The 19,670-nt window shown below is 72.4% G+C and carries 15 protein-coding genes; 8 read left to right on the top strand and 7 right to left on the bottom strand.

Translation table 11 applies throughout. The features are described 5' to 3' along the window. Positions 1–16: 16 nt before the first annotated feature. Together FHS22_RS01440 and FHS22_RS01435 are read left to right on the top strand one after the other, a co-directional pair. Positions 17–4,204, top strand: a complete 4,188-nt coding sequence (locus FHS22_RS01440) for a HAMP domain-containing protein (protein WP_184937603.1) — start codon at positions 17–19, stop codon at positions 4,202–4,204. Positions 4,205–4,207: 3 nt separating this feature from the next. Continuing rightward, complete coding sequence (locus FHS22_RS01435) at positions 4,208–4,840, top strand: response regulator (protein ID WP_184937601.1); 633 nt, start codon at positions 4,208–4,210, stop codon at positions 4,838–4,840. A 75-nt stretch (positions 4,841–4,915) separates the two neighbouring features. On the opposite strand, the gene FHS22_RS01430 is transcribed toward FHS22_RS01435, so the two are convergent. Beyond that, positions 4,916–6,859: a WD40 repeat domain-containing serine/threonine protein kinase gene (locus tag FHS22_RS01430; RefSeq protein ID WP_184937599.1), complete on the bottom strand. Its 1,944-nt coding sequence runs from the start codon at positions 6,857–6,859 to the stop codon at positions 4,916–4,918. A gap of 179 nt (positions 6,860–7,038) precedes the next feature. Here FHS22_RS01430 and FHS22_RS01425 point away from each other — a divergent pair, with 179 nt between their 5' ends. Further along, the gene (locus tag FHS22_RS01425; RefSeq protein ID WP_184937597.1) at positions 7,039–7,392 is read left to right on the top strand and encodes a chorismate mutase; all 354 of its coding nucleotides are present in this window, start codon (positions 7,039–7,041) and stop codon (positions 7,390–7,392) included. Between the two features lie 36 nt (positions 7,393–7,428). Here FHS22_RS01425 and FHS22_RS01420 read toward each other — a convergent pair whose 3' ends face one another. Then, on the bottom strand, positions 7,429–8,133 hold the full coding sequence (locus FHS22_RS01420) for a TetR/AcrR family transcriptional regulator (RefSeq protein ID WP_184937595.1): 705 nt from the start codon (positions 8,131–8,133) through the stop codon (positions 7,429–7,431). Then, positions 8,130–9,218 (bottom strand): saccharopine dehydrogenase family protein, encoded by a 1,089-nt coding sequence (locus tag FHS22_RS01415; protein ID WP_184937593.1) that lies wholly within the window; start codon positions 9,216–9,218, stop codon positions 8,130–8,132. The genes FHS22_RS01420 and FHS22_RS01415 overlap by 4 nt, the downstream gene beginning before the upstream one ends. Before the next feature lie 245 nt (positions 9,219–9,463). On the opposite strand from FHS22_RS01415, the gene FHS22_RS01410 reads away from it, so the two are divergent. Next, a complete protein-coding gene (locus FHS22_RS01410) occupies positions 9,464–9,718 on the top strand; it encodes a hypothetical protein (protein ID WP_184937532.1) in 255 nt (84 codons plus the stop codon). A gap of 541 nt (positions 9,719–10,259) precedes the next feature. Here FHS22_RS01410 and FHS22_RS01405 read toward each other — a convergent pair. From FHS22_RS01405 to FHS22_RS01395, 3 genes are all read right to left on the bottom strand, one after another. Continuing rightward, positions 10,260–10,811, bottom strand: coding sequence for a hypothetical protein (locus FHS22_RS01405; RefSeq protein WP_184937591.1), 552 nt, complete (start codon positions 10,809–10,811; stop codon positions 10,260–10,262). Between the two features lie 240 nt (positions 10,812–11,051). Next, positions 11,052–12,434: an NYN domain-containing protein gene (locus FHS22_RS01400; protein ID WP_184937589.1), complete on the bottom strand. Its 1,383-nt coding sequence runs from the start codon at positions 12,432–12,434 to the stop codon at positions 11,052–11,054. 207 nt (positions 12,435–12,641) lie between these two features. Continuing rightward, positions 12,642–15,257 carry a sigma factor gene (locus FHS22_RS01395; RefSeq protein ID WP_184937587.1) on the bottom strand — a complete coding sequence of 872 codons (2,616 nt, stop codon included), beginning with the start codon at positions 15,255–15,257 and terminating at the stop codon, positions 12,642–12,644. Between the two features lie 176 nt (positions 15,258–15,433). Here FHS22_RS01395 and pyrE point away from each other — a divergent pair, with 176 nt between their 5' ends. Then, positions 15,434–15,970, top strand: a complete 537-nt coding sequence (pyrE, locus tag FHS22_RS01390; protein ID WP_184937585.1) for an orotate phosphoribosyltransferase — start codon at positions 15,434–15,436, stop codon at positions 15,968–15,970. Between the two features lie 61 nt (positions 15,971–16,031). Here pyrE and FHS22_RS01385 read toward each other — a convergent pair whose 3' ends face one another. After that, the gene (locus tag FHS22_RS01385) at positions 16,032–16,496 is read right to left on the bottom strand and encodes a hypothetical protein (protein WP_184937583.1); all 465 of its coding nucleotides are present in this window, start codon (positions 16,494–16,496) and stop codon (positions 16,032–16,034) included. Positions 16,497–16,702: 206 nt separating this feature from the next. Between FHS22_RS01385 and fbaA the strand changes: the two genes are divergently transcribed. The 3 genes from fbaA to FHS22_RS01370 all read left to right on the top strand — a co-directional run bounded on the left by fbaA (position 16,703) and on the right by FHS22_RS01370 (position 19,669). After that, the gene (gene fbaA, locus FHS22_RS01380; protein WP_184937581.1) at positions 16,703–17,725 is read left to right on the top strand and encodes a class II fructose-bisphosphate aldolase; all 1,023 of its coding nucleotides are present in this window, start codon (positions 16,703–16,705) and stop codon (positions 17,723–17,725) included. Between the two features lie 112 nt (positions 17,726–17,837). Then, the gene (locus FHS22_RS01375; RefSeq protein WP_184937579.1) at positions 17,838–18,257 is read left to right on the top strand and encodes a DUF3151 domain-containing protein; all 420 of its coding nucleotides are present in this window, start codon (positions 17,838–17,840) and stop codon (positions 18,255–18,257) included. A 128-nt stretch (positions 18,258–18,385) separates the two neighbouring features. Continuing rightward, positions 18,386–19,669 carry an adenylosuccinate synthase gene (locus FHS22_RS01370; RefSeq protein WP_184937577.1) on the top strand — a complete coding sequence of 428 codons (1,284 nt, stop codon included), beginning with the start codon at positions 18,386–18,388 and terminating at the stop codon, positions 19,667–19,669. The last annotated feature ends 1 nt before the right edge of the window (position 19,670 follow it).

Raw genomic sequence — 19,670 nt, 5'->3', positions numbered from 1 at the left:
GAGTCAAGGAGGTCTAATGACCACGGCCGACGCGATGCCCGACGTCGAGGAGAGGCGCTACAGCGAATCAGACCTGCAGCCGATCCTCCAGACACTCATCACGTGGAGGGACGGAGACTTCCGCCGGCGGGTCCCGCACGCGCCTCCCGGGATCCTGAGCGAGATCCGGCTGCTCCTCAACGAGGTCGCCGACCGCCGTGAGCACCTGGCCAACGAACTCCACCGGGTCCGCCGCGAGGTGGTCCGGGAGGGCCGGTTCGGCGAACGCCTCTCCCCCGGCCCCGGCGTGGGCTCGTGGACCGAGAGCGTCGACTCGGTCAACTCCCTGATCGACGCCCTGGTGGGGCCCGTCACCGGAGCCGCGGACGTGATCGACGCGGTGGCCAAGGGAGACCTGTCCCGCCGCATCGACCTCGACCGGGGCTCGCGGGGCGAGGTGCGCCGCCTCGGCAAGGCGATCAACGGGATGGTCGACCAGCTCTCCCTGTTCACCTCGGAGGTGACGCGCGTGGCGCGCGAGGTCGGCACCGAGGGCCGGCTCGGCGGCCGGGCCAACGTGCGGGGCATGTCGGGCAGCTGGCGCGACCTCACCGAGGCCGTGAACACCATGTCGAGCCGCGTCTCGGCCCAGGTCCGCGACATCGCGCTGGTCACCACCGCGGTCGCGCGGGGCGACCTGAGCCGGAAGGTCACCGTCGACGCGGTCGGCGAGATGTTCGAGCTGAAGAACACCGTGAACACGATGGTCGACCAGCTCTCCGCCTTCGCCGAGGAGGTCACCCGCGTGGCCCGCGAGGTGGGCACCGAGGGCCAGCTCGGCGGCCAGGCGCAGGTGCGCGGCGTCTCGGGGGTCTGGAAGGACCTCACCGACAACGTCAACGTCATGGCGGGCAACCTGACCACCCAGGTCCGCGCCATCGCGGCGGTCTCCACCGCGGTCGCCCAGGGCGACCTGAGCAAGAAGATCACCGCCGACGCGCAGGGCGAGATCCTCCAGCTCAAGGACACCCTCAACACCATGGTCGACCAGCTGTCGATGTTCGCCGACGAGGTCACCCGCGTGGCCCGCGAGGTCGGCACCGAGGGCCAGCTCGGCGGCCAGGCCCGCGTGCGCGGCGTCTCGGGGGTCTGGAAGGACCTCACCGACAACGTCAACTTCATGGCCAACAACCTGACCTACCAGGTCCGCAACATCGCCGAGGTCACCACCGCGGTCGCCAACGGCGACCTGACCCGCAAGATCGACGTGGACGCGCAGGGCGAGATCCTCGCCCTGAAGACCACCATCAACACGATGGTCGACCAGCTCTCCTCGTTCGCCTCCGAGGTGAGCCGGGTGGCCCGCGAGGTCGGCTCGGAGGGCCAGCTCGGCGGCCAGGCGCAGGTGCGCGGCGTCTCGGGGGTCTGGAAGGACCTCACCGACAACGTCAACTTCATGGCCAACAACCTGACCACCCAGGTCCGCCAGATCGCGGCGGTCTCCACCGCGGTCGCCCAGGGCAACCTGAGCAAGAAGATCACCGCCGACGCGCAGGGCGAGATCCTCCAGCTCAAGGACACCCTCAACACCATGGTCGACCAGCTGTCGATGTTCGCCGACGAGGTCACCCGCGTGGCCCGCGAGGTCGGCACCGAGGGCCAGCTCGGCGGCCAGGCCCGCGTGCGCGGCGTCTCGGGGGTCTGGAAGGACCTCACCGACAACGTCAACGTCATGGCCAACAACCTGACCACCCAGGTCCGCAACATCGCCGAGGTCACCACCGCGGTCGCGAAGGGGAACCTGACCCGCAAGATCGACGTGAACGCGCAGGGCGAGATCCTGGAGCTGAAGACCACCATCAACACGATGGTCGACCAGCTCTCCTCGTTCGCCGCGGAGGTCACCCGCGTGGCCCGCGAGGTCGGCTCGGAGGGCCAGCTCGGCGGCCAGGCCCGGGTGGAGGGCGCCGAGGGCATCTGGAAGGGCCTCACCGAGAGCGTGAACGAGCTCGCCGGCCGCCTCACCACCCAGGTCCGCGCGATCGCCGAGGTCACCACCGCCGTCGCCCAGGGCGACCTGACCCGCTCGATCACCGTCGACGCGGGAGGGGAGATCGGCGAGCTCAAGGACAACATCAACACGATGGTGGCGGTGCTGCGCGACACCACGACCGCCAACCAGGAGCAGGACTGGCTCAAGTCCAACCTGGCCCGGATCTCCCGGCTCATGCAGGGTCACCGCGACCTGATGGAGGTCGCCAAGCTCATCATGAGCGAGCTGACCCCGCTGGTCTCCGCCCACTACGGCGCCTTCTACCTCGCCGAACCCGCCGGCGACCACGACCTGCACCTCATCGCCGGGTACGGCGCCCGCGCCGGGACCGGCCCCCGGCAGCGCTTCGCCACCGGCCAGGGGATCGTCGGGCAGGCCGCGATGGAGGGCAAGCGGATCATCCTGAGGAACGTCCCCGCCCGCTACCTCACCGTGGACACCGGCCTGAGCACCTCGGTCCCGGCGCAGATCGTCGTGCTGCCGGTCCTGTTCGAGGACCAGGTGCTGGGCGTGCTGGAGCTGGCCTCGTTCGAGGAGTTCAGCGAGGTCCACCACGACTTCCTGACCCAGCTCGTCGAGACCATCGGCGTCACGATGAACACGATCATCGCCAACTCCCGGACCGAGGACCTGCTCACCGAGTCGCAGCGCCTCACCACCGAGCTGCGGGAACGCTCCGAGGAGCTCCAGCGCCAGCAGGAGGAACTGCGCCGCTCCAACGCCGAGCTGGAGGACAAGGCCGCGCTGCTGGCCAAGCAGAACCGGGCCATCGAGATCCAGAACTTCCAGATCGAGCAGGCCCGCCGAACGCTGGAGGAGCGGGCCGAGCAGCTCGCGGTCTCCTCCCGCTACAAGTCCGAGTTCGTCGCCAACATGTCGCACGAGCTGCGCACGCCGCTCAACAGCCTGCTGGTCCTGGCCAAGCTGCTGACCGAGAACGCCGAGGGCAACCTCACCGCCCAGCAGGTCGAGTTCGCCCGGACCATCCACGGCGCCGGTTCCGCGCTGCTCCAGCTGATCAACGACATCCTGGACGTGTCCAAGGTCGAGGCCGGGCGGATGGACATCCACCCCCAGCAGGTCTCCCTGCCCAAGCTGGTCGACTACGTCGAGGCCACCTTCGCCCCGCTCGCCCGGGACAAGGGCCTGTCGTTCGCGGTCGAGGTGGACCCGTCGGTCCCGCAGGAGCTCCGCACCGACGAGCAGCGTCTCCAGCAGGTGCTGCGCAACCTGCTCTCCAACGCGATCAAGTTCACCCCCAAGGGCGAGGTACGGCTCCGCGTGATCCACTCCCAGCGGGACGCCCCGTTCATGGACGAGACCCTGCGCGGCTCCGACGGCATCCTGGCCTTCGAGGTGGTGGACACCGGCATCGGCATCGCGGCCGACAAACTGGACATCATCTTCGAGGCGTTCCGGCAGGCCGACGGGACCACCAGCCGCAAGTACGGCGGGACCGGCCTGGGCCTGTCCATCTGCCGCGAGATCGCCCGCCTGCTCGGCGGCGAGGTCCACGTGGTCAGCGAGGTCGGCCGGGGGAGCACGTTCACCCTCTACCTGCCGCCGTCCTACGGGGGGCCGCTGGCCTCCCGCGACGGCGGGGCCGCCATCCCGAACTCCGGGGCCGCCCGCGACCAGATCGTCATCGGCGCCCCGGGGGAGCTCCCCGAGCTGCCGCAGATCCCGTCGGCGCAGGAGACGGCCCTGCCGGTCCCGCACGCATCGGAGAACGGCGGCCAGAACTGGACGGGCGACGACCCCCTCGGCGGCGCCAAAATCCTGATCGTGGACGACGACATCCGCAACGTCTTCGCGCTGACCAGCGTGCTGGAGCGGCACGGCGCCACGGTGGTCTTCGCCGAGAACGGCCGGGAGGGCATCGAGCAGCTCGAACGCAACGAGGACGTCGCCCTGGTCCTGATGGACATCATGATGCCGGAGATGGACGGCTGGGCGACCACCTCGGCGATCCGCCAGATGCCGCAGTTCGCCGACTTGCCGATCATCGCGTTGACCGCCAAGGTGATGCAGGGTGACCGGGAGAAGAGCATCGCCTCCGGTGCCTCCGACTACGTCCCCAAGCCCGTCGACGTCGACCGTCTGCTCGAACGCCTGCGCGGCTGGCTCTCCCGGGGCCGGACGCCGGCCGCTGACTCCCGTGAAGGGGCGTGATCGATGCCCGACCGAGCCAAGATCCTCCTGGTCGACGACCGGGAGGAGAACCTGATCGCCCTCGAGGCCATCCTCAGTTCCCTCGATCTGGTCCCGGTCCGGGCGCGGTCCGGCGAAGAGGCGCTGAAAGCCCTGCTTAGCAGTGATTTCGCGCTGATCCTGCTGGACGTGCGGATGCCGGGCATGGACGGCTTCGAGACCGCCTCGCACATCAAGCGCCGCGAGCGGACCCGGAACATCCCGATCATCTTCCTGACCGTGGTCGACAGCGCTCCGGACTACGCCTTCCGCAGCTACGCGGCCGGTGCGGTCGACTACCTCACCAAGCCGTTCGACCCGTGGGTGCTGCGGGCCAAGGTCTCGGTCTTCGTCGAGCTGTACAACATGAACCGGCGCCTGTCCGAGCAGGCCTCCCTGCTCCGCGAGCGTCTCGCCGCCGAGCTCCCCCCGGGGAGATCCGGCGACCAGGCGGCCGTGCTCCCCGAGTTGTCCAGCCGCCTGACCGCCGTCGAGAACGAGCTCACCCGGGTCCGGGAGCTCGCCCGCAAGACCGGCGACCCCTCCATCACCGGCCCCCTGTCCGACCTCACCGACCGCGTCAACCACCTCCGCTCCGGCTTCGACGCGCTCACCTGAGGGGTGCGGGGGTTCCGCCGCCGCATTCCGGCGGCGGGAAGGAGCTCAGGGCCGGTCTCCTCCGGGGGGCGTCCGTCAGAGGGGCCAGGTTCTCAGGGTCCTGTCCTGGCTGCCGGAGACGAGGGTGGGGCGGCCCTGCCACTCGGTCACCAGGAGGGACACGACTCCGCCCGTGTGGCCGGTGAGAGGGGGGCCGAGCGGCTTGCCGGTGGCCGGGTCCCAGAGCCTGACGGTGTGGTCGTGGCCGCCGGAGACGACGATCGGGCGGCCGTCCAGCTCGGCCACCGCGACCGCCATGACCTCGCGGGTGTGGCCGGTGAGAGGGGGGCCGAGCGGCTTGCCGGTGGTCAGGTCCCAGAGCCTGACGGTGTGGTCGTGGCCGCCGGAGACGGCCACCGGGCGGCCGTCCAGCTCGGCCACCGCCACGGTGTGGATCTCGTGGCCGTGGCCGGCGAGGGGGGCGGCGGCCGGTCTGCCGGTGAGGAGGTCCCAGGTCCGGACCGTGTGGTCGCGGCTGCCCGCGACGACGACCTTGCGGCCCCGCAGCTCGGCCACCGCCACCGACTCGATCCCGCCGGGGTGGTCGATCGCCGTGCCGACCGGCTTGCGCGTGACCAGGTCCCATGCCAGGACGGCGCCCTTGTAACCGCCCGAGACGACGACGGGGTGACCGTTCAGCTCGGTCACCGCCACGGACTCGACCCAGCCCGTGTGGCCGGTGAGAGGGGGGCCGAGCTGTTCTCCGGTGGCCGGGTACCAGAGCCTGACGGTGCGGTCGTCTCCGCCGGAGACGACCACCGGGCGGCCGTCCAGCTCGGTCACCGCGACCGACGAGACGCCGTCGGTGTGGCCGGTGAGCGGTTCGCCGACCGGCTCGCCGGTGGCCGGGTCCCACACGCGCACCGCGCTGCCGTCGCCCGAGACGAGGACGGGGCCGCTCTCCAGGCGCGCCGCCGCCACCGTCCAGACCGGGGCGGAGTGCGCCGGCGGCAGCACGGAGGACGCCGGGTCTCCCCCGGGCGATGGCGTACCGCCTCCAGGGGAGGAGGTCCGGGCCGGAGGAGTCCCGGAAGGAGACGCCGCCTCCCCTGAGACGTCCGGTTCCTGGAGCCAGAAGGCCGCGACGAGCAGGAGGGCGGCGGCGGACACGGCGGCCGCGGCGGAGCGCACCCGCCGGGCGGATGTCTCCCGCCGGGGAAGGGGGCCTTCCCCGGCGGGCGGCCCCTGCTCGGTGAGGTCGGCGAGCAGGGCGGTGACCGCGGGCCGGGCGGCGGGGTCCTTGGCCAGGCAGGCGGCGAGCAGCGGACGCAGGTGGGCGGGGACGCCGGACAGGTCGGGCTCCCGGGTCAGGACGGCGTTCATCACCGCTGCCTGGATGTTTCCCGGGAAGGCCGGGTGGCCGGTGGCGGCGTAGACCATCGTTGCGGCCCAGCCGAACACGTCCGACGCCGGACCGGCGTCCTCCCCGCCGAGCTGCTCGGGCGACAGATAGGCGGGAGAGCCGACGAGCTCCGAGGTCGTGCCGGTGCGGTCGAGCACACGCGCGATGCCGAAGTCGATGACCACCGGGCCCTCCGGCCCCATGATCACATTTTTGGGCTTGAAGTCGCGGTGGACGATGCCGGCCCGGTGGATCGCGCCCAGCGCCGTCAGCGTGGTGACCGCGAGCCGGTCCAGGCCGCTGCCGGTCCGCGGCCCGTCGCCGGTGACCAGGGCGTGCAGGGACGGTCCGGGGATGTACTCGCTGACCAGGTAGGGCCGTCCTCCGGCGACGCCCGCGTCGAGGATCCTGGCGGTGCAGAAGGCCGCCACCCTGCGGCCGGCCTCCGCCTCCCGCAGGAAGCGCTCCCGGACCTTGGGGTCGGCCGCCGTCCGCGCGTGCAGCACCTTGATCGCCACCTGCCGGCCCGACGGCGACCGCCCGAGGTAGACGACTCCCTGGCCGCCCTCGCCCAGCACCCCGGCCAGCGGGTAACCGCCGATCCGCTCGGGATCGCCTGCGTCCAGCGGGCCGGGCACTGCGCACCTCTTCTCACCCGGTCGGCCGGGTCGTCCTTGATCAGAGAAACGACGGTGGACGCCATCCTGCCAGAGCGGCGGCCGGCGACGGCGGAGTCCACCACACCGAGGATCGGCTGGAACGATCCGTTGTTCCGTTAATGTAGCCATATGCCGAATGCAGCGACCAAGGGACCGGAGTGAACGAGTCGAATTTCGGAGAAACTCCGCGATCCGTCGGTCCCGAGGTGGCTCAGCGCTTGTCGGTCCTCCGCCAGAGCATCGACAATCTCGACGCGTCGCTCATCTTTCTCCTGGCAGAGCGCTTCAAGTGCACCCAGGAGGTGGGAAGGCTGAAAGCGGCGAACAACCTGCCGCCCGCCGACCCGGAAAGGGAGAGACAGCAGATCCGGCGATTGCGCCGCCTGGCGATGGAATCGCAACTGGATCCGCTCTTCGCGGAGAAGTTCCTCGCCTTCGTCATTCAGGAGGTCGTGCGGCATCACGCCATGATCGCCGCCGCCCGGAACGGGACGGCGGAAAACGGCGGCTGATGCCGCAAGCGCCTCGGCGACCTGAGGCCGGGCACGCTACGGCGCGGACGGCGGATCCCCGCCGAGCAGGGCGACGGCGGTCCTGAGCAGCTCGGCGTCCGTCTCGGCCGACGCCTCCGACGCGATGCCCGAGCGGAACAGCGCGGCGCCCTCGACCAGCATGACGAACGTCTCCGCCCGAGCCCGGCAGGCCTGCCGCGGCAGCCCGGGAGCCAGGCGGTGGACGAACTCCGCCACGTGTCCCGTGTAGTCCCGGTAGAAGGCCCGGACGGCGGTGGCGACGCCCTCGTCGTGAGCGGCCATCGCCCAGATCTCGGTGAACAGGCGGACGAGCCGACCGTCCTGGTGCTGCATGAGGAGAACCCGCACCGGCCGTACGGAATCACGGATGGGCCGGTCGTCTTCCTCCACGGGATCCTGCACCGGCCGTACGGGGTCGTGGCGACGCACGGGATCCCCCTCGGCCTCCGGGCCGGTGATCTCGGAGACCTGCCGGAGGGAGCGTTCGAGGACCCGGGCCAGCACGGCGTTGATCAGGTCGGCTCGCGACGGGAAGTAGTACTGCAGGTGGCCGAGACGCACCCCCGCCCCGGCCGCGACAGCGCGCAGGGACAGCTCGGCGTTCCCCCTGGTCACCAGGATGTCCTCGGTGACGTCGAGCAGCTTCTCCCGCCGGTCGCCGCCCTTGGCGGTCGGCGGGACCGGGCGGTCCTTCGACAGGCCCGGTCCGGGCGGCGTCATGCGGCCCGCCCGGTGGCCGTCTCCGTGTCCGTGACGGTCACCGTGACTCCCTGGGACTCCAGGAAGGCCGGGACGTCCTGCGGCCGCGGGGTCGCCTCCGGGAACGCGATCCCCGCCTGCGGGGCGGCGCCGTCGGCGCCCAGGATCCTGCGCAGCGCCATCAGGGCTCCGACCGCGGTCAGGCGGGCCTGCCCCCGGGGGTCGGTGACCGTCGCCGTGCGCGCCCCGCCGGGGCCGGTGACGTCCACGCGCACCTGCGCGGTCCCGCCCTCCCCCGGCGAGTACAGCAGGGCGCGGCGGGCCGCCGTCCAGCGGTCGCCGCGCCCCCACCGGAAGAACCCCGACCGCTTGACGGCCAGCAGCGCCGAGGTCATGGCGGGGGAGTCGAAGCCGATCCGGGTGACGGCCGTGCTCGCGCCGAGGGTGATCGGCAGGGTGAACTGCTCCGGTGTGTCGATGCGGGCCACGCGCGTGCGGGAGGCGCCGATCACGACGTGGCGGACGTCGCTGAGCGGGGCCACCAGGCGGAGCCGCCCGCCTTCGGTGATCTCGTAGTCCAGGCCGAGCCGGTCCATGAACTCCACCGAGTCCGCCCCCGCCCGGTCCTTCGCGTCCCAGCGCACGGCGATCTCGACGGTCTCGGCCCCGCCCAGCTCCGTGGCGAGCGCCGCGGCCACCAGGCTGCTCACCCCGCCCATCCAGCTCGACGAGAGCAGGACCGGTGCGGCCGGGCGTTCCACCGCGGCGACCGTCACCGCCCGCTGCAGGCGCGCGGTCCACCGGGTGACGTCGGCATAGGGGATCCCGGCCCGTACGGCGGCGCGCAGCACCCGGTCGCCGGGATCGTTCACGACGCCGACGACGGCACGCACGGCCGCCGCGAACGGGGCCGGGTCGGCCAGGTCCCAGCGGCGGAGCGACGCGCCGGTCTCCTCCGCCAGGGCCGCGCCGCGCTCCGGGGAGCGGCCGGTCAGCAGCAGGGGCCAGTACGGCGCGGCCAGCCTGGCCAGCTCTGCGCCGACCGTGCCGTATCCGCCCACCAACAGCACCGGGCCCTCAGGGTCGAACTGGAGATCATCGTTCATGGCCCCACTATAGGTCACTCGACCTATAAATGGGAGGGCGGTTCCCGTTGACGGAGCGGCGGGGCGCGGAGAAGTCGAGGTATGGACGATTGGCGGCACCCCGTTCCCCGAAGACCCGGCGATCACGGTCCGGCACGAGCGCGAAGGGACTCCGGGAAAAATCTTGGAAGGCCGCTGTAACAAACCCCGCGTCCCGCGCCTCTTATCTGACGAACCCACACCGAACAGATACGGGGAGCACGCAGATGAGCGCCGACTTCGACGTCACCACCACCGACTACTACGACACCGACGGCGACGGCGGCACCGACGCCCAGCTCATCGACACCGACGGCGACTACGTGGCCGACGAGGAGCGCTACGACGTCAACGGCGACGGCGTCACCGACGTCGTCTACCTCGACCACAACGGCGACGGCTACACCGACGAGGTCCGCGTCGACCTCAACGGCGACGGCGTCTCCGACTACACCGAGTACCAGGGCCCCTTCAGCGTCTGACCCCGCAGGTGAGGGCCGCACGGCCGCCCGCCCGTTCTCCGGGGGATGATGCGGGCACGGGGACCGTCCGCAGAGGGGGCGCCGCGAGCAGGCGGGTACCCCCGGTACGGGGGTGCTGGGGTACGGGGGTGCTGGGGTACGGGGGACCGCCCGCACCGGGGTGCTGCGGGCACGGGGGCACCGTCGCGGCACGGGGGTGCTGGGGGCGGGCGGGTACGGAGGCCGGCGTCAAAGGCGCGACCCCGCGCGCCCGCCAGCCGACAGGCCCGCCGTACGAGAGGCCCACTGCGACGAGCCGGCCGGAATACCCGCTCGCGGAGCGCGACCATGCGCAGGACAGCAGCCCCACAGAAACCCGACGACACCCGGCCGGACGACCCCCGCCGAAGCCACGGTCTCACCCAGCGGGAAGACCTCACCGGAGCCACGGCGACCACCGACCCACGCGGAACACGACCGCAAAAAGAAGAAGCGGCCGGCGCCGTACGGCCGGCCGCTCCTCGGATCACCACGGCCCGTGCGACCGGCCGTGGCCCGGTGCCTAGTTGTAGAACCTCGTCGTGGACCGGCCGATGCGGTCGCTGGACGAGATCAGGCTGGTGTAGTCGCGGACCGAGCCGCCGCCGAGCTCCACGGCGCGCCAGTAGTGGTCGGCGATGAGGCTGGAGTAGCCGCGCTGCCAGACCTTGAAGCTCATGTAGAACTTCTTCCAGTCCTCGGGGTTTTTGAGGATGCAGTAGATGTTGTAGTCGGAGCCGTCCCGCTCCACGCCGCAGCGGCCGCCCGGGGCCTTCCGGGTGATGCGGATCTTGCTGATGCCCTTCCGGTTCACCCGGGTGTACATGACGAGCTCGGAGCCCGCGAGCTGGTGGCTGTCGGTCACCCGCCAGTTGTAGGTGACCGGGTTGCCGTACCGGAGGCGCTTGTGCCAAGTGACCTTGGCATAGGGCCGGGCGGCGGATGCGGCCGCCGCGGCGGACGCCTTCGTGGAGGGTGCGGCCTCGGCCGGCGTGGCCGCGACGGTCAGGGCCGAGAAGGTCAGGGCCGTCGCCAGCGCGGACGCCGCGACCGGCCGGAAGTTGAATCGGGACACGAGCGACTCCATTCACGGATCAACACAAGGCGGTCCCGCCCAGGGTTCGTCGTGCATGCCCAAGACGTGTCACGGTCCCCCCGACCCCGCCCGTGGCTGAGCATCCTCCCATTTATTGAAATATCCCGCAAAAGGCCTGCTTAGAAGCCCATAAACACCTGAAATGATCCTTTATGCCCAGATTATGGCCATCCGGCCGCGAGAAGACCCGGAGAACCCGTCCCGGACGGTGACGCCCGCTCAGTGGCGCGCCTGCTCCAGGGCGTCCCAGAAACCGCGGCGCAGCGCGTGGCGGACCTCGTCGTGCAGCAGGAAGTCGATCGGCAGGGAGGACCCCTGCAGGAGGCGCGCCTCCAGGTCGGACGGCATCCGGGGCTTGCGGGCCAGCACCGCCTCCAGCCACAGCGCCGGAGCGTCCTTGGCGACGGACTCGCCGAAGTCGTGCCCCTCCTTGTGCGCGGCCTTCACCGCGTCCGAGAGCGTGGTCGCGCCGCCGGTGGGGGTGTGCTGGACGGGCACCGGGGCGGCCTGCGGGCCGGTGTAGGCGCCGATCGGCTGCGGGCCCGTGTAGGGGCCGACGGGCTGGTAGCTCGACATGCCGCCGGTGCCGCCCGAGGTGTACTGCGGGGTGGGACCGGTCGGGCCGTTGGGGCTCGCGGCGGGCGGGGCCGGCGCCGGGACGGGAGCGGAGGCCTGCGGGAGTGCCTGGGCGGGCGAGGTGCCCGGCGACTCCTGCGGGTAGCCGGGGTAGGCGGGCAGCGCGGGAGAGGACGGGTTGGAGCGGGAGGGCGGCGGGGACGCGGAGCCGCCCGGCGCGGCCCCGTTGCCCGAAGTGGTGGCGCCGCCCTGCGCGACGCCGTTGCCGGAGACCGCCTGGCCACCCGCGGAGACGCTCCCGTTCGACGCGCCGTAGCCTCCCGCCGGAGCGGCGCCGCCCGGCGCGGAGTGACCGCCCGCCGGGGAGCCGCCGCCCGGGGCGGCGTAGTTCCCGGCGGGGAGTCCGTTGCCGATCGGCACGGGGACGCCGCCCTGCACGGCGCCGCCGCCGGAGGAGGATCCGGCGCCCAGCGCCGGGAGCTCGGTGGTCCCGGTGGTGAGGGTGGCGTGCGGCCGCAGGTGGCCGCCGCCTATCTCGATCAGGTCGTCGCACTCCTGGCGGAGCGAGCGGGAGACCGCCCAGCCGCCGTCGGCCGCGATGTGCACGACGGTGATCCGGATGCCGAGGTCCTGGGCGTCGCAGACCACCTGGGCCAGGTCCTCGTCACCGCTGACCACGACCGCGTCGCAGATCGCGTTGTTGCGCGCGAGCGTCATCAGGTCGCGGTGGACCTGGGCGTCCACGCCCTCGCGGCGGCCGGGGCGGATGCGCGACAGGCGGAGCTTGAGCCCCGGGATGTCGGCCAGCGCGTCGTGCTCGGGGGTGTGCCGGCCCTCGACCGTCGCCTCGTACCAGTAGCAGCGCAGCAGCGGCAGCCCGGTGCGTTCCCTGGACAGGTCGGTGAGCAGTTGCAGCAGGCCCGCGTAGTCCCACGAGACCGCCTCACGGCGACGGGTCCCGTGCGCGGCCATGGCGCCGTCGGCCAGAAGGTAGCCAGCGTCCACGAACAGCGCGCAGCGATCCACGCGACACCGCCCTTCCTACGTGGGCCCGACCGTACGGCTCAGACAAGCCTGAAAGTGCCCCTGGGAGACCGGGCAGGCGGCCCTGTCCCAGGGTAATCAAGTAGCTGATCATCCGAAGGCGAATCCCGACGATTCCACCCTCGTCCGACCATCTGCCGGAGCGTTCACGCAGACCGTACCAGTTTGTCCCGTTCTTGAGGCCGTTCATTACGAACGGGCCTGCACGTTCACGACCGCCACCCCGAAGATCACGGAATCGCGCCGCGAGCTCACCCTCAGCACCGGCCTCCCGCCGAGGAGCGCGCGGAACCCGTCGACGTCCACCCCGAGGGTGGCGCCCGTCCCGAGCGCCCCCGTGGACGAGCCGTCGAAGGCGTCGCCCGCGTCCCGCCCGCCGCCCTCCGGCCGGAGCGCGCGGCGTCCCAGCGCCACCCGGTCGCCCCGGATCCCGGCCGCGCCGCCCCAGGCGACCAGGTCCACCCGGGCGGGCGCGGCGACGGGCGCCAGCCCGTCCAGCGGGACCCGCGCGGGGCTGCCCCGGTCCACCGCGGTGACGGTGTCCACGACGACGGCCCGGCTGTACGGCCGGCGCGGGTCCGCCGCGATGACCACCAGGCTCCATCCGGCGTGCCGGGCCGTGCCGTCCTCCCCCGGGCCGTCCCCCATCGGCACGTCGGCCACCCAGTACTGCCCGCGGAGCCGGCCCATCAGCCGGGTCACGTCGGCGAACGCCTGGTACACCCGGCCGGACGCCAGCGTTCCCTCCGCCGTCCGCGAGGCCCGCACCAGCCGGTAGCCCTCGTCGCCCGGCCCCTTGAACCGGACCGGACCGGCGGCGGGCGCGTTCCCCGACCAGTAGAGCCCGGCCCAGACGATCCTGCTCCGGGGCGGCAGCGCCAGCCGGGCCGCGCTCGAACTCCTCGTCGACGGGTCCCGGTCCCGGTCGAGGAGGCGCGGCCCCCCCGGGGCCCCCTGAGGCTGCGGTGCCCCCGGCGCCCCCGGCACCCCCGACGTTCCCGGCACCCCCGACGTTCCCGGCGCCTCCGGCACCCCCGACGTCCCCGGTGCTCCCTGCCTCCCCGGTGCTCCCTGCCTCCCCGGTGCTGCCGGTGCTCCACGGCTTCCCTCCGGCCGCGGGCCCCTCTCCACCACCTGCGCCACCCGGGCTCCCCGCACCTCCGGCCCGCCGCCGCTCCCCCGCCGGTCCCGCTCGCACCTGCGGCGGGCCGCAGGGGAGTCCGGCGCCAGGAGGGTGTTGCCGATCGCCGCGGTCACCACCCGGCCGTCGGTGGCGAAGCGCGCCGGGGCCCCGGTGTCCTGCACCCCGCCCGCCGAGGTGGCCGTCACCCTCGCGCCCGCTCCGCTGACCCGGACCGAGAGCGCCCTGCCCTCGGCGGCCCGGGGCGAGACCAGGACCCGCAGGAAGACAGAGGTGGACCGGCCGGGGGCCAGCGGGCCGCGGACGCAGCGCGCGCCGTTCTCCACGGCCCGGCAGGACCAGCCGTCGGTCGTGCCGGCGGGCCTCCCTCCTCCCGCGGTCCCCGCCGCGGCGACGGGCCCGCCGGCGGCGACCGCCCGTCCCCTGCGGGCGGCGGGCGGCAGCGTCACCCCGCGGGGCAGGCCGATCCGTGCGACGATCTCCGCGCTCTGGCCGGTGCCCGCGTTGCGCAGCCGTACCGCCACCATGCCGGACTCGGACCTGACCAGCGCGCCGAGCGTGTCGATGCTGGCGACCAGGCGGGGGACCAGCCGCCGCACCGGCCGGGGCGTCGCGCTCCGCCCGGGCGGCGGGGCCGCGACCGCCGGCCGGCTCGGTTCCGGCACGGGCGACGGATCTCGGGGGGAGCCGGACGGCGTGACGATCGGGGCGGGGAACGGGGTGGAGTACGGATCGGACCGGTCCCGGACCACCGGGTCCGCCACCACCATCACCACGAGCATCACCGCCGCGGCGAGCGCCACGAGGGCTCCGGCCGACGCGGCGAACCGCCCGCGCCGCGCCGGTTCCCGGCCCCAGCCGATCACCGTGCCGAGGAACCCCTCCGAGAGCCCGCCCCGGTGCAGCGCCGTGAGATACCCGTTCAGGGCGGGACCGGCGATCAGCGGGCCGACGATCACGCGCATGCCCTGGCTGACGTCGGTCAGCTCCATGAACACGACGCGGCAGTCGGTGCAGTCCGCCACGTGCCCGTCGACGAGCCGGCTCTCCCGCTTGGCCAGGCCGCCCCTGACGTAGGCGGCCATCTTGGCCAGCACGGAGCGGCAGTCCTGCTCGGGCTCCTCGTCGAGGTGCGTGCGGAGGCAGGCCTGGCGCAGCGCCTCCAGCGCCTGGTACGAGATCGCCTCCATGCTGTCGGCCGTCACGCCGATCAGCGTGGCGACCTGGGCGAAACCGGCTCTCTCGACCTCGACGTGCCAGAGCACGAGCTGCCACCGCTCGGACAGCGAGAGGAAGGCCCTGGCGACCAGCGAGCGCTCCAGGCCGGTCAGCGCGGGATCGACGAAGGGCACCCCGGGGTCGAACAGCTCGATCTCCGCCGTGCCGCCGCCCTCGCTCCGGCTGCGCTCGTGGACCGTGCGGCGGAGCGCGGTGAGCAGGTGGACGCGGAACGCCTCCCGGGGGCCGCCGTCCCGCCTGATCAGGTCGAGCATCTTGGTGAACGTCTCCGCCACGACGTCCTCGGCCTCGGCCGGGTCGTGGACGAGCCGCCTGGCCAGGGCCCGGGCCGCGGAGGCGTGCCGCTCGTAGAGGCCGACGTAGGCCGCCGCGTTCCCGTTCCGGATCGCGGCGAGCAGCCCGGCGTCGTCCTGGGACGCTTCCATACTCATTGTGACCTCACGATTACCGACCGTTGCCAAGCCGGTTCATTCCGCACTCCGTGCCATGGCTAAACCGCGAGGGCGCCTTTACTTCCCCCGGCCCGGACGGTCCCGCGGCCCCGGCGCCGTCCGGGCGGGCCGGATCGGCGCTGCTGCGCGGCGGTCCTAACCTTGGTCCCATGAGCGATCGCGAGAACCTGCTGACCCAGATCAAGAACAAGGGCGTCGTCCACGGCAAGGTCGTGCTCTCCTCCGGCAAGGAGGCGGACTTCTACGTCGACCTGCGCAGGGTGACCCTGGACGGGCAGGCCGCGCCGCTGGTGGGCCGGGTCATGCTGGACCTCACCGCGGAGCTCGACTACGACGCCGTGGGCGGGCTGACCCTGGGCGCCGACCCGGTGGCCACGGCCATGCTGCACGCGGCGGCGGCCCGGGGCCGCACCCTCGACGCGTTCGTGGTGCGCAAGGCGGCCAAGGCCCACGGCATGCAGCGCCGGATCGAGGGGCCGGACGTCGCCGGGCGCCGGGTGCTGGCGGTGGAGGACACCTCCACGACCGGGGGCTCCCCGCTGACCGCGGTGGAGGCCCTGCGCGAGGCGGGCGCCGAGGTCGTGGCGGTGGCCACGATCGTGGACCGGGGCGCCGCCGCCGCCGTCGCCGCGGCGGGCCTGCCGTACCTGACCGCCTACGACCTGGCCGACCTCGGTCTGGCCTGACCGCTCCCGGGCGCCCGTCCGGCCGCGGCCGGGCCCCGGGCCGCCGGGCGGGCCCGCCCGGCTACTCGCGGGTGACCGTGAACTCCTGCCGCTCCCCCGCACCGCCCGGGGGACGCGCGGCCCCGTTCTCCTGGACGCGGACGGCCGAGGCGTCGGTCAGCACCACGTCCACCTTCTCCTCCGCGGACTGGGCCACCTCCCCCCGGGCCATCTCCCGGTCGAACAGCACGTCTCCGCCCGCGACCTTCAGGAAGACCCTGGGGCAGTTCTCCTGCACGCACTCGACGCGCACCGTGGGGGTCGGCCCGCTCCCGGCGGAGGGACCGGGCGTGGCGGCGGAGGACTCCGAGGACCCGGCGGAGCCATCGGCGGCGGACCCCGCCGAGGACACGGCCGCGGGCGCGGAGGAGGAACCCGGCGCGGGCTCCGTGTCGAGCGCGCCGACCAGCGAGAGGATCCCGAACACGATCAGGGAGAGCAGCGCCAGCCCCGCCAGCGCGGCGAGCACGAGGCGTGCGATACCCATCGGATCAGACCTGTGGCGTCCCACACAGTGGAGGTTAGCGGTAGGTGAAGGAATTTCACGACCGCCTCGCTTTCTCACCGTGACGGAGCGGTGGCGAAGCTACCGGGGCGGGAGGGAACCAGGAATACTGGCCGCAGGGCCGTGCCCTGCCAGGCTCCGTCCGCCCTACTGACCCGCAACCAGCTGTCTTAAGGGAGATGACACCGATGCCCATCGCCACCCCAGAGGTCTACGCCGAGATGCTCGACCGAGCCAAGGCGGGCGGTTTCGCCTATCCGGCGATCAATGTGACCTCGTCCCAGACCCTGAACGCAGCGCTGCGCGGTTTCGCCGAGGCGGAGAGCGACGGCATCATCCAGGTTTCCACCGGCGGCGCCGAGTTCCTCTCGGGCACCACGGTGAAGGACATGGTGACCGGTTCCGTGGCACTGGCGGAGTACGCCCGCATCGTCGCGGCGAAGTACCCCGTGACGGTCGCGCTGCACACCGACCACTGTCCCAAGGACAAGCTCGACGGTTTCATGCGGCCCCTGATCGACGTCTCCCTGGAGCGGGTGGCGAACGGCCGGGACCCGCTCTTCCAGTCCCACATGTGGGACGGCTCCGCCGTACCGCTGGAGGAGAACCTGGAGATCGCCAAGGACCTCCTGGAGAAGTGCGCGCGCGCCAACATCGTCATGGAGATGGAGATCGGCGTCGTCGGCGGCGAGGAGGACGGCGTCGTCGGGGAGATCAACGAGAAGCTCTACACCACCGCCGAGGACGCCATCGCGACCGCCGAGGCCGTGGGCGTCGGCGAGCAGGGCCGCTACATGCTCGCCGCGACCTTCGGCAACGTGCACGGCGTCTACAAGCCGGGGCACGTCAAGCTCCGCCCGAGCGTGCTCAAGGAGATCCAGGACGCCGTCGGCGCCAAGTACGGCAAGGACAAGCCGTTCGACCTGGTCTTCCACGGCGGCTCCGGCTCGCTGCTGGAGGAGATCCACGAGGCGATCTCCTACGGCGTGGTCAAGATGAACATCGACACCGACACGCAGTACGCCTTCACCCGCCCGATCGCCGCGCACATGTTCGCCAACTACGACGGCGTGCTCAAGGTGGACGGCGAGGTCGGCAACAAGAAGGCCTACGACCCGCGCTCGTACGGCAAGGCCGCCGAGGCCTCCATGGCGGCCCGGATCGTCGAGGCCTGCCAGAACCTGAAGTCCGCGGGCACCAGGCTCTCCTGAGCCGCACCTCCCCGGGGGGGGGGGGCCCCCCCCGGGGGGGGGCCCCCCCGGCCCCCGGGGCGCCCGTGCCCGATCTCGGCCTGACCCAGGCGCATCAGATAGGACATCCCACATGGATTCGCACGAGAACCTGCTCGCCGGACCGCCGCCCACCCTGCTGCCGGACATGACCGAGGCCAGGGAGGCGATGGAGGCCGGCGCCCAGGCCTCCGACGTCGCCGCGCGCTTCCCCGCCCACCCCGCGGCGTGGGCCGCGCTCGCGGACGAGTACTTCGCCGCCGGGCACGCCGTGACCTCCTACGCGTTCGCCCGCACCGGCTACCACCGGGGGCTGGACCAGCTGCGCCGCGCCGGGTGGAAGGGGCACGGCCCGATCCCCTGGGACCACGAGCCCAACCGCGGGTTCCTGCGCTGCCTGTTCGCGCTCTCCCGGGCCGCCCAGGCGATCGGCGAAAAAGACGAGGCCGAGCGCTGCCTGCAGTTCCTGCGCGACTCCAGCGCCGAGGCCGCGGCCGCGCTGACCGGCCGCTGACACCGGCGGGTGTCTCCCTCCGCGAGGGGGGAGATCCCCGTTCCGGACCCGGTCGGGTATTCTCTCCTCGCAAGAGCCCCTGTCGCGATTGCGCCAGGGGTTTTCGTTTTTGCAGTGGGAGAATAACGATGCCGGCTGTCGTTCTCTTCGGCGCCCAGTGGGGCGACGAGGGCAAGGGTAAGGCCACCGACCTGCTCGGCGACCAGGTTGACTACGTCGTCAGGTACCAGGGCGGCAACAACGCGGGCCACACGGTCGTCATCGGCGACCAGAAGTACGCCCTTCACCTCCTGCCGACGGGAGTGCTGTCGCCGAACGTCGTCCCGGTCATCGGCAACGGCGTCGTCGTCGACCCCGGCGTGCTGCTGAGCGAGATCGAGGGCCTCCAGGCCCGCGGGGTCTCCTCCGAGCGGCTGCTGATCTCCGCCAACGCGCACCTGATCATGCCCCACCACAAGGCCATCGACAAGGTCAGCGAGCGCTACCTCGGCAAGGCCAAGATCGGTACGACCGGCCGGGGCATCGGCCCGGCCTACGGCGACAAGATCTACCGGATGGGCGTGCGGGTCCAGGACCTGCTCGACCCGGGCATCCTGCAGAAGAAGATCGAGATCGCCCTCGGCGAGAAGAACCAGATCCTCACCAAGATCTACAACCGGCGCGGGCTCGACCCGGCCCAGGTTCTGGAGGAGTACCTCGGCTACGCCGAGCGCCTCAAGCCGCACATCGCCGACACCTCGCTGATCCTGAACCGGGCGCTGGACGAGGGCAAGGTCGTGCTGCTGGAGGGCGGCCAGGGCAACCTGCTCGACATCGACCACGGGACCTACCCGTTCGTCACCTCCTCCTCGCCCACCTCGGGCGGGGCCTGCTCCGGCGCGGGCATCCCGCCGACCCGCCTCACCCGCGTGATCGGCATCCTCAAGGCGTACACCACCCGTGTCGGCTCGGGCCCGTTCCCGACCGAGCTCACCGACGAGACGGGCGACTGGCTGCGCACCACCGGCGGCGAGTACGGCGTGACCACCGGCCGCAACCGCCGCTGCGGCTGGTTCGACGCGGTGATCGCCCGCTACGCCACCCGGATCAACGGCGTCACCGACTTCTTCCTCACCAAGCTGGACGTGCTCTCCGGCCTGGAGAGGATCCCGGTCTGCGTCGCCTACGAGGTCGACGGGGTGCGCCACGACGAGATCCCGATGACCCAGACGGACTTCCACCACGCCAAGCCGGTCTACGAGGAGCTCCCCGGCTGGCAGGAGGACATCTCCGGCGCCAAGTCCTTCGAGGACCTGCCCGCCAACGCCCAGGCCTACGTCAAGGCCCTGGAGGAGATGAGCGGCGCCCCGATCTCCGCCATCGGCGTCGGCCCCGGCCGCACCGAGACGCTCCAGCTCCGCCCGCTGATCTGAC

The sequence above is a fragment of the Thiemannella venezuelensis genome, from assembly GCF_014203605.1.
GTDB lineage: Bacteria > Actinomycetota > Actinomycetes > Streptosporangiales > Streptosporangiaceae > Planomonospora_A > Planomonospora_A venezuelensis.
This window is presented reverse-complemented; position numbering and strand designations above follow the sequence as displayed.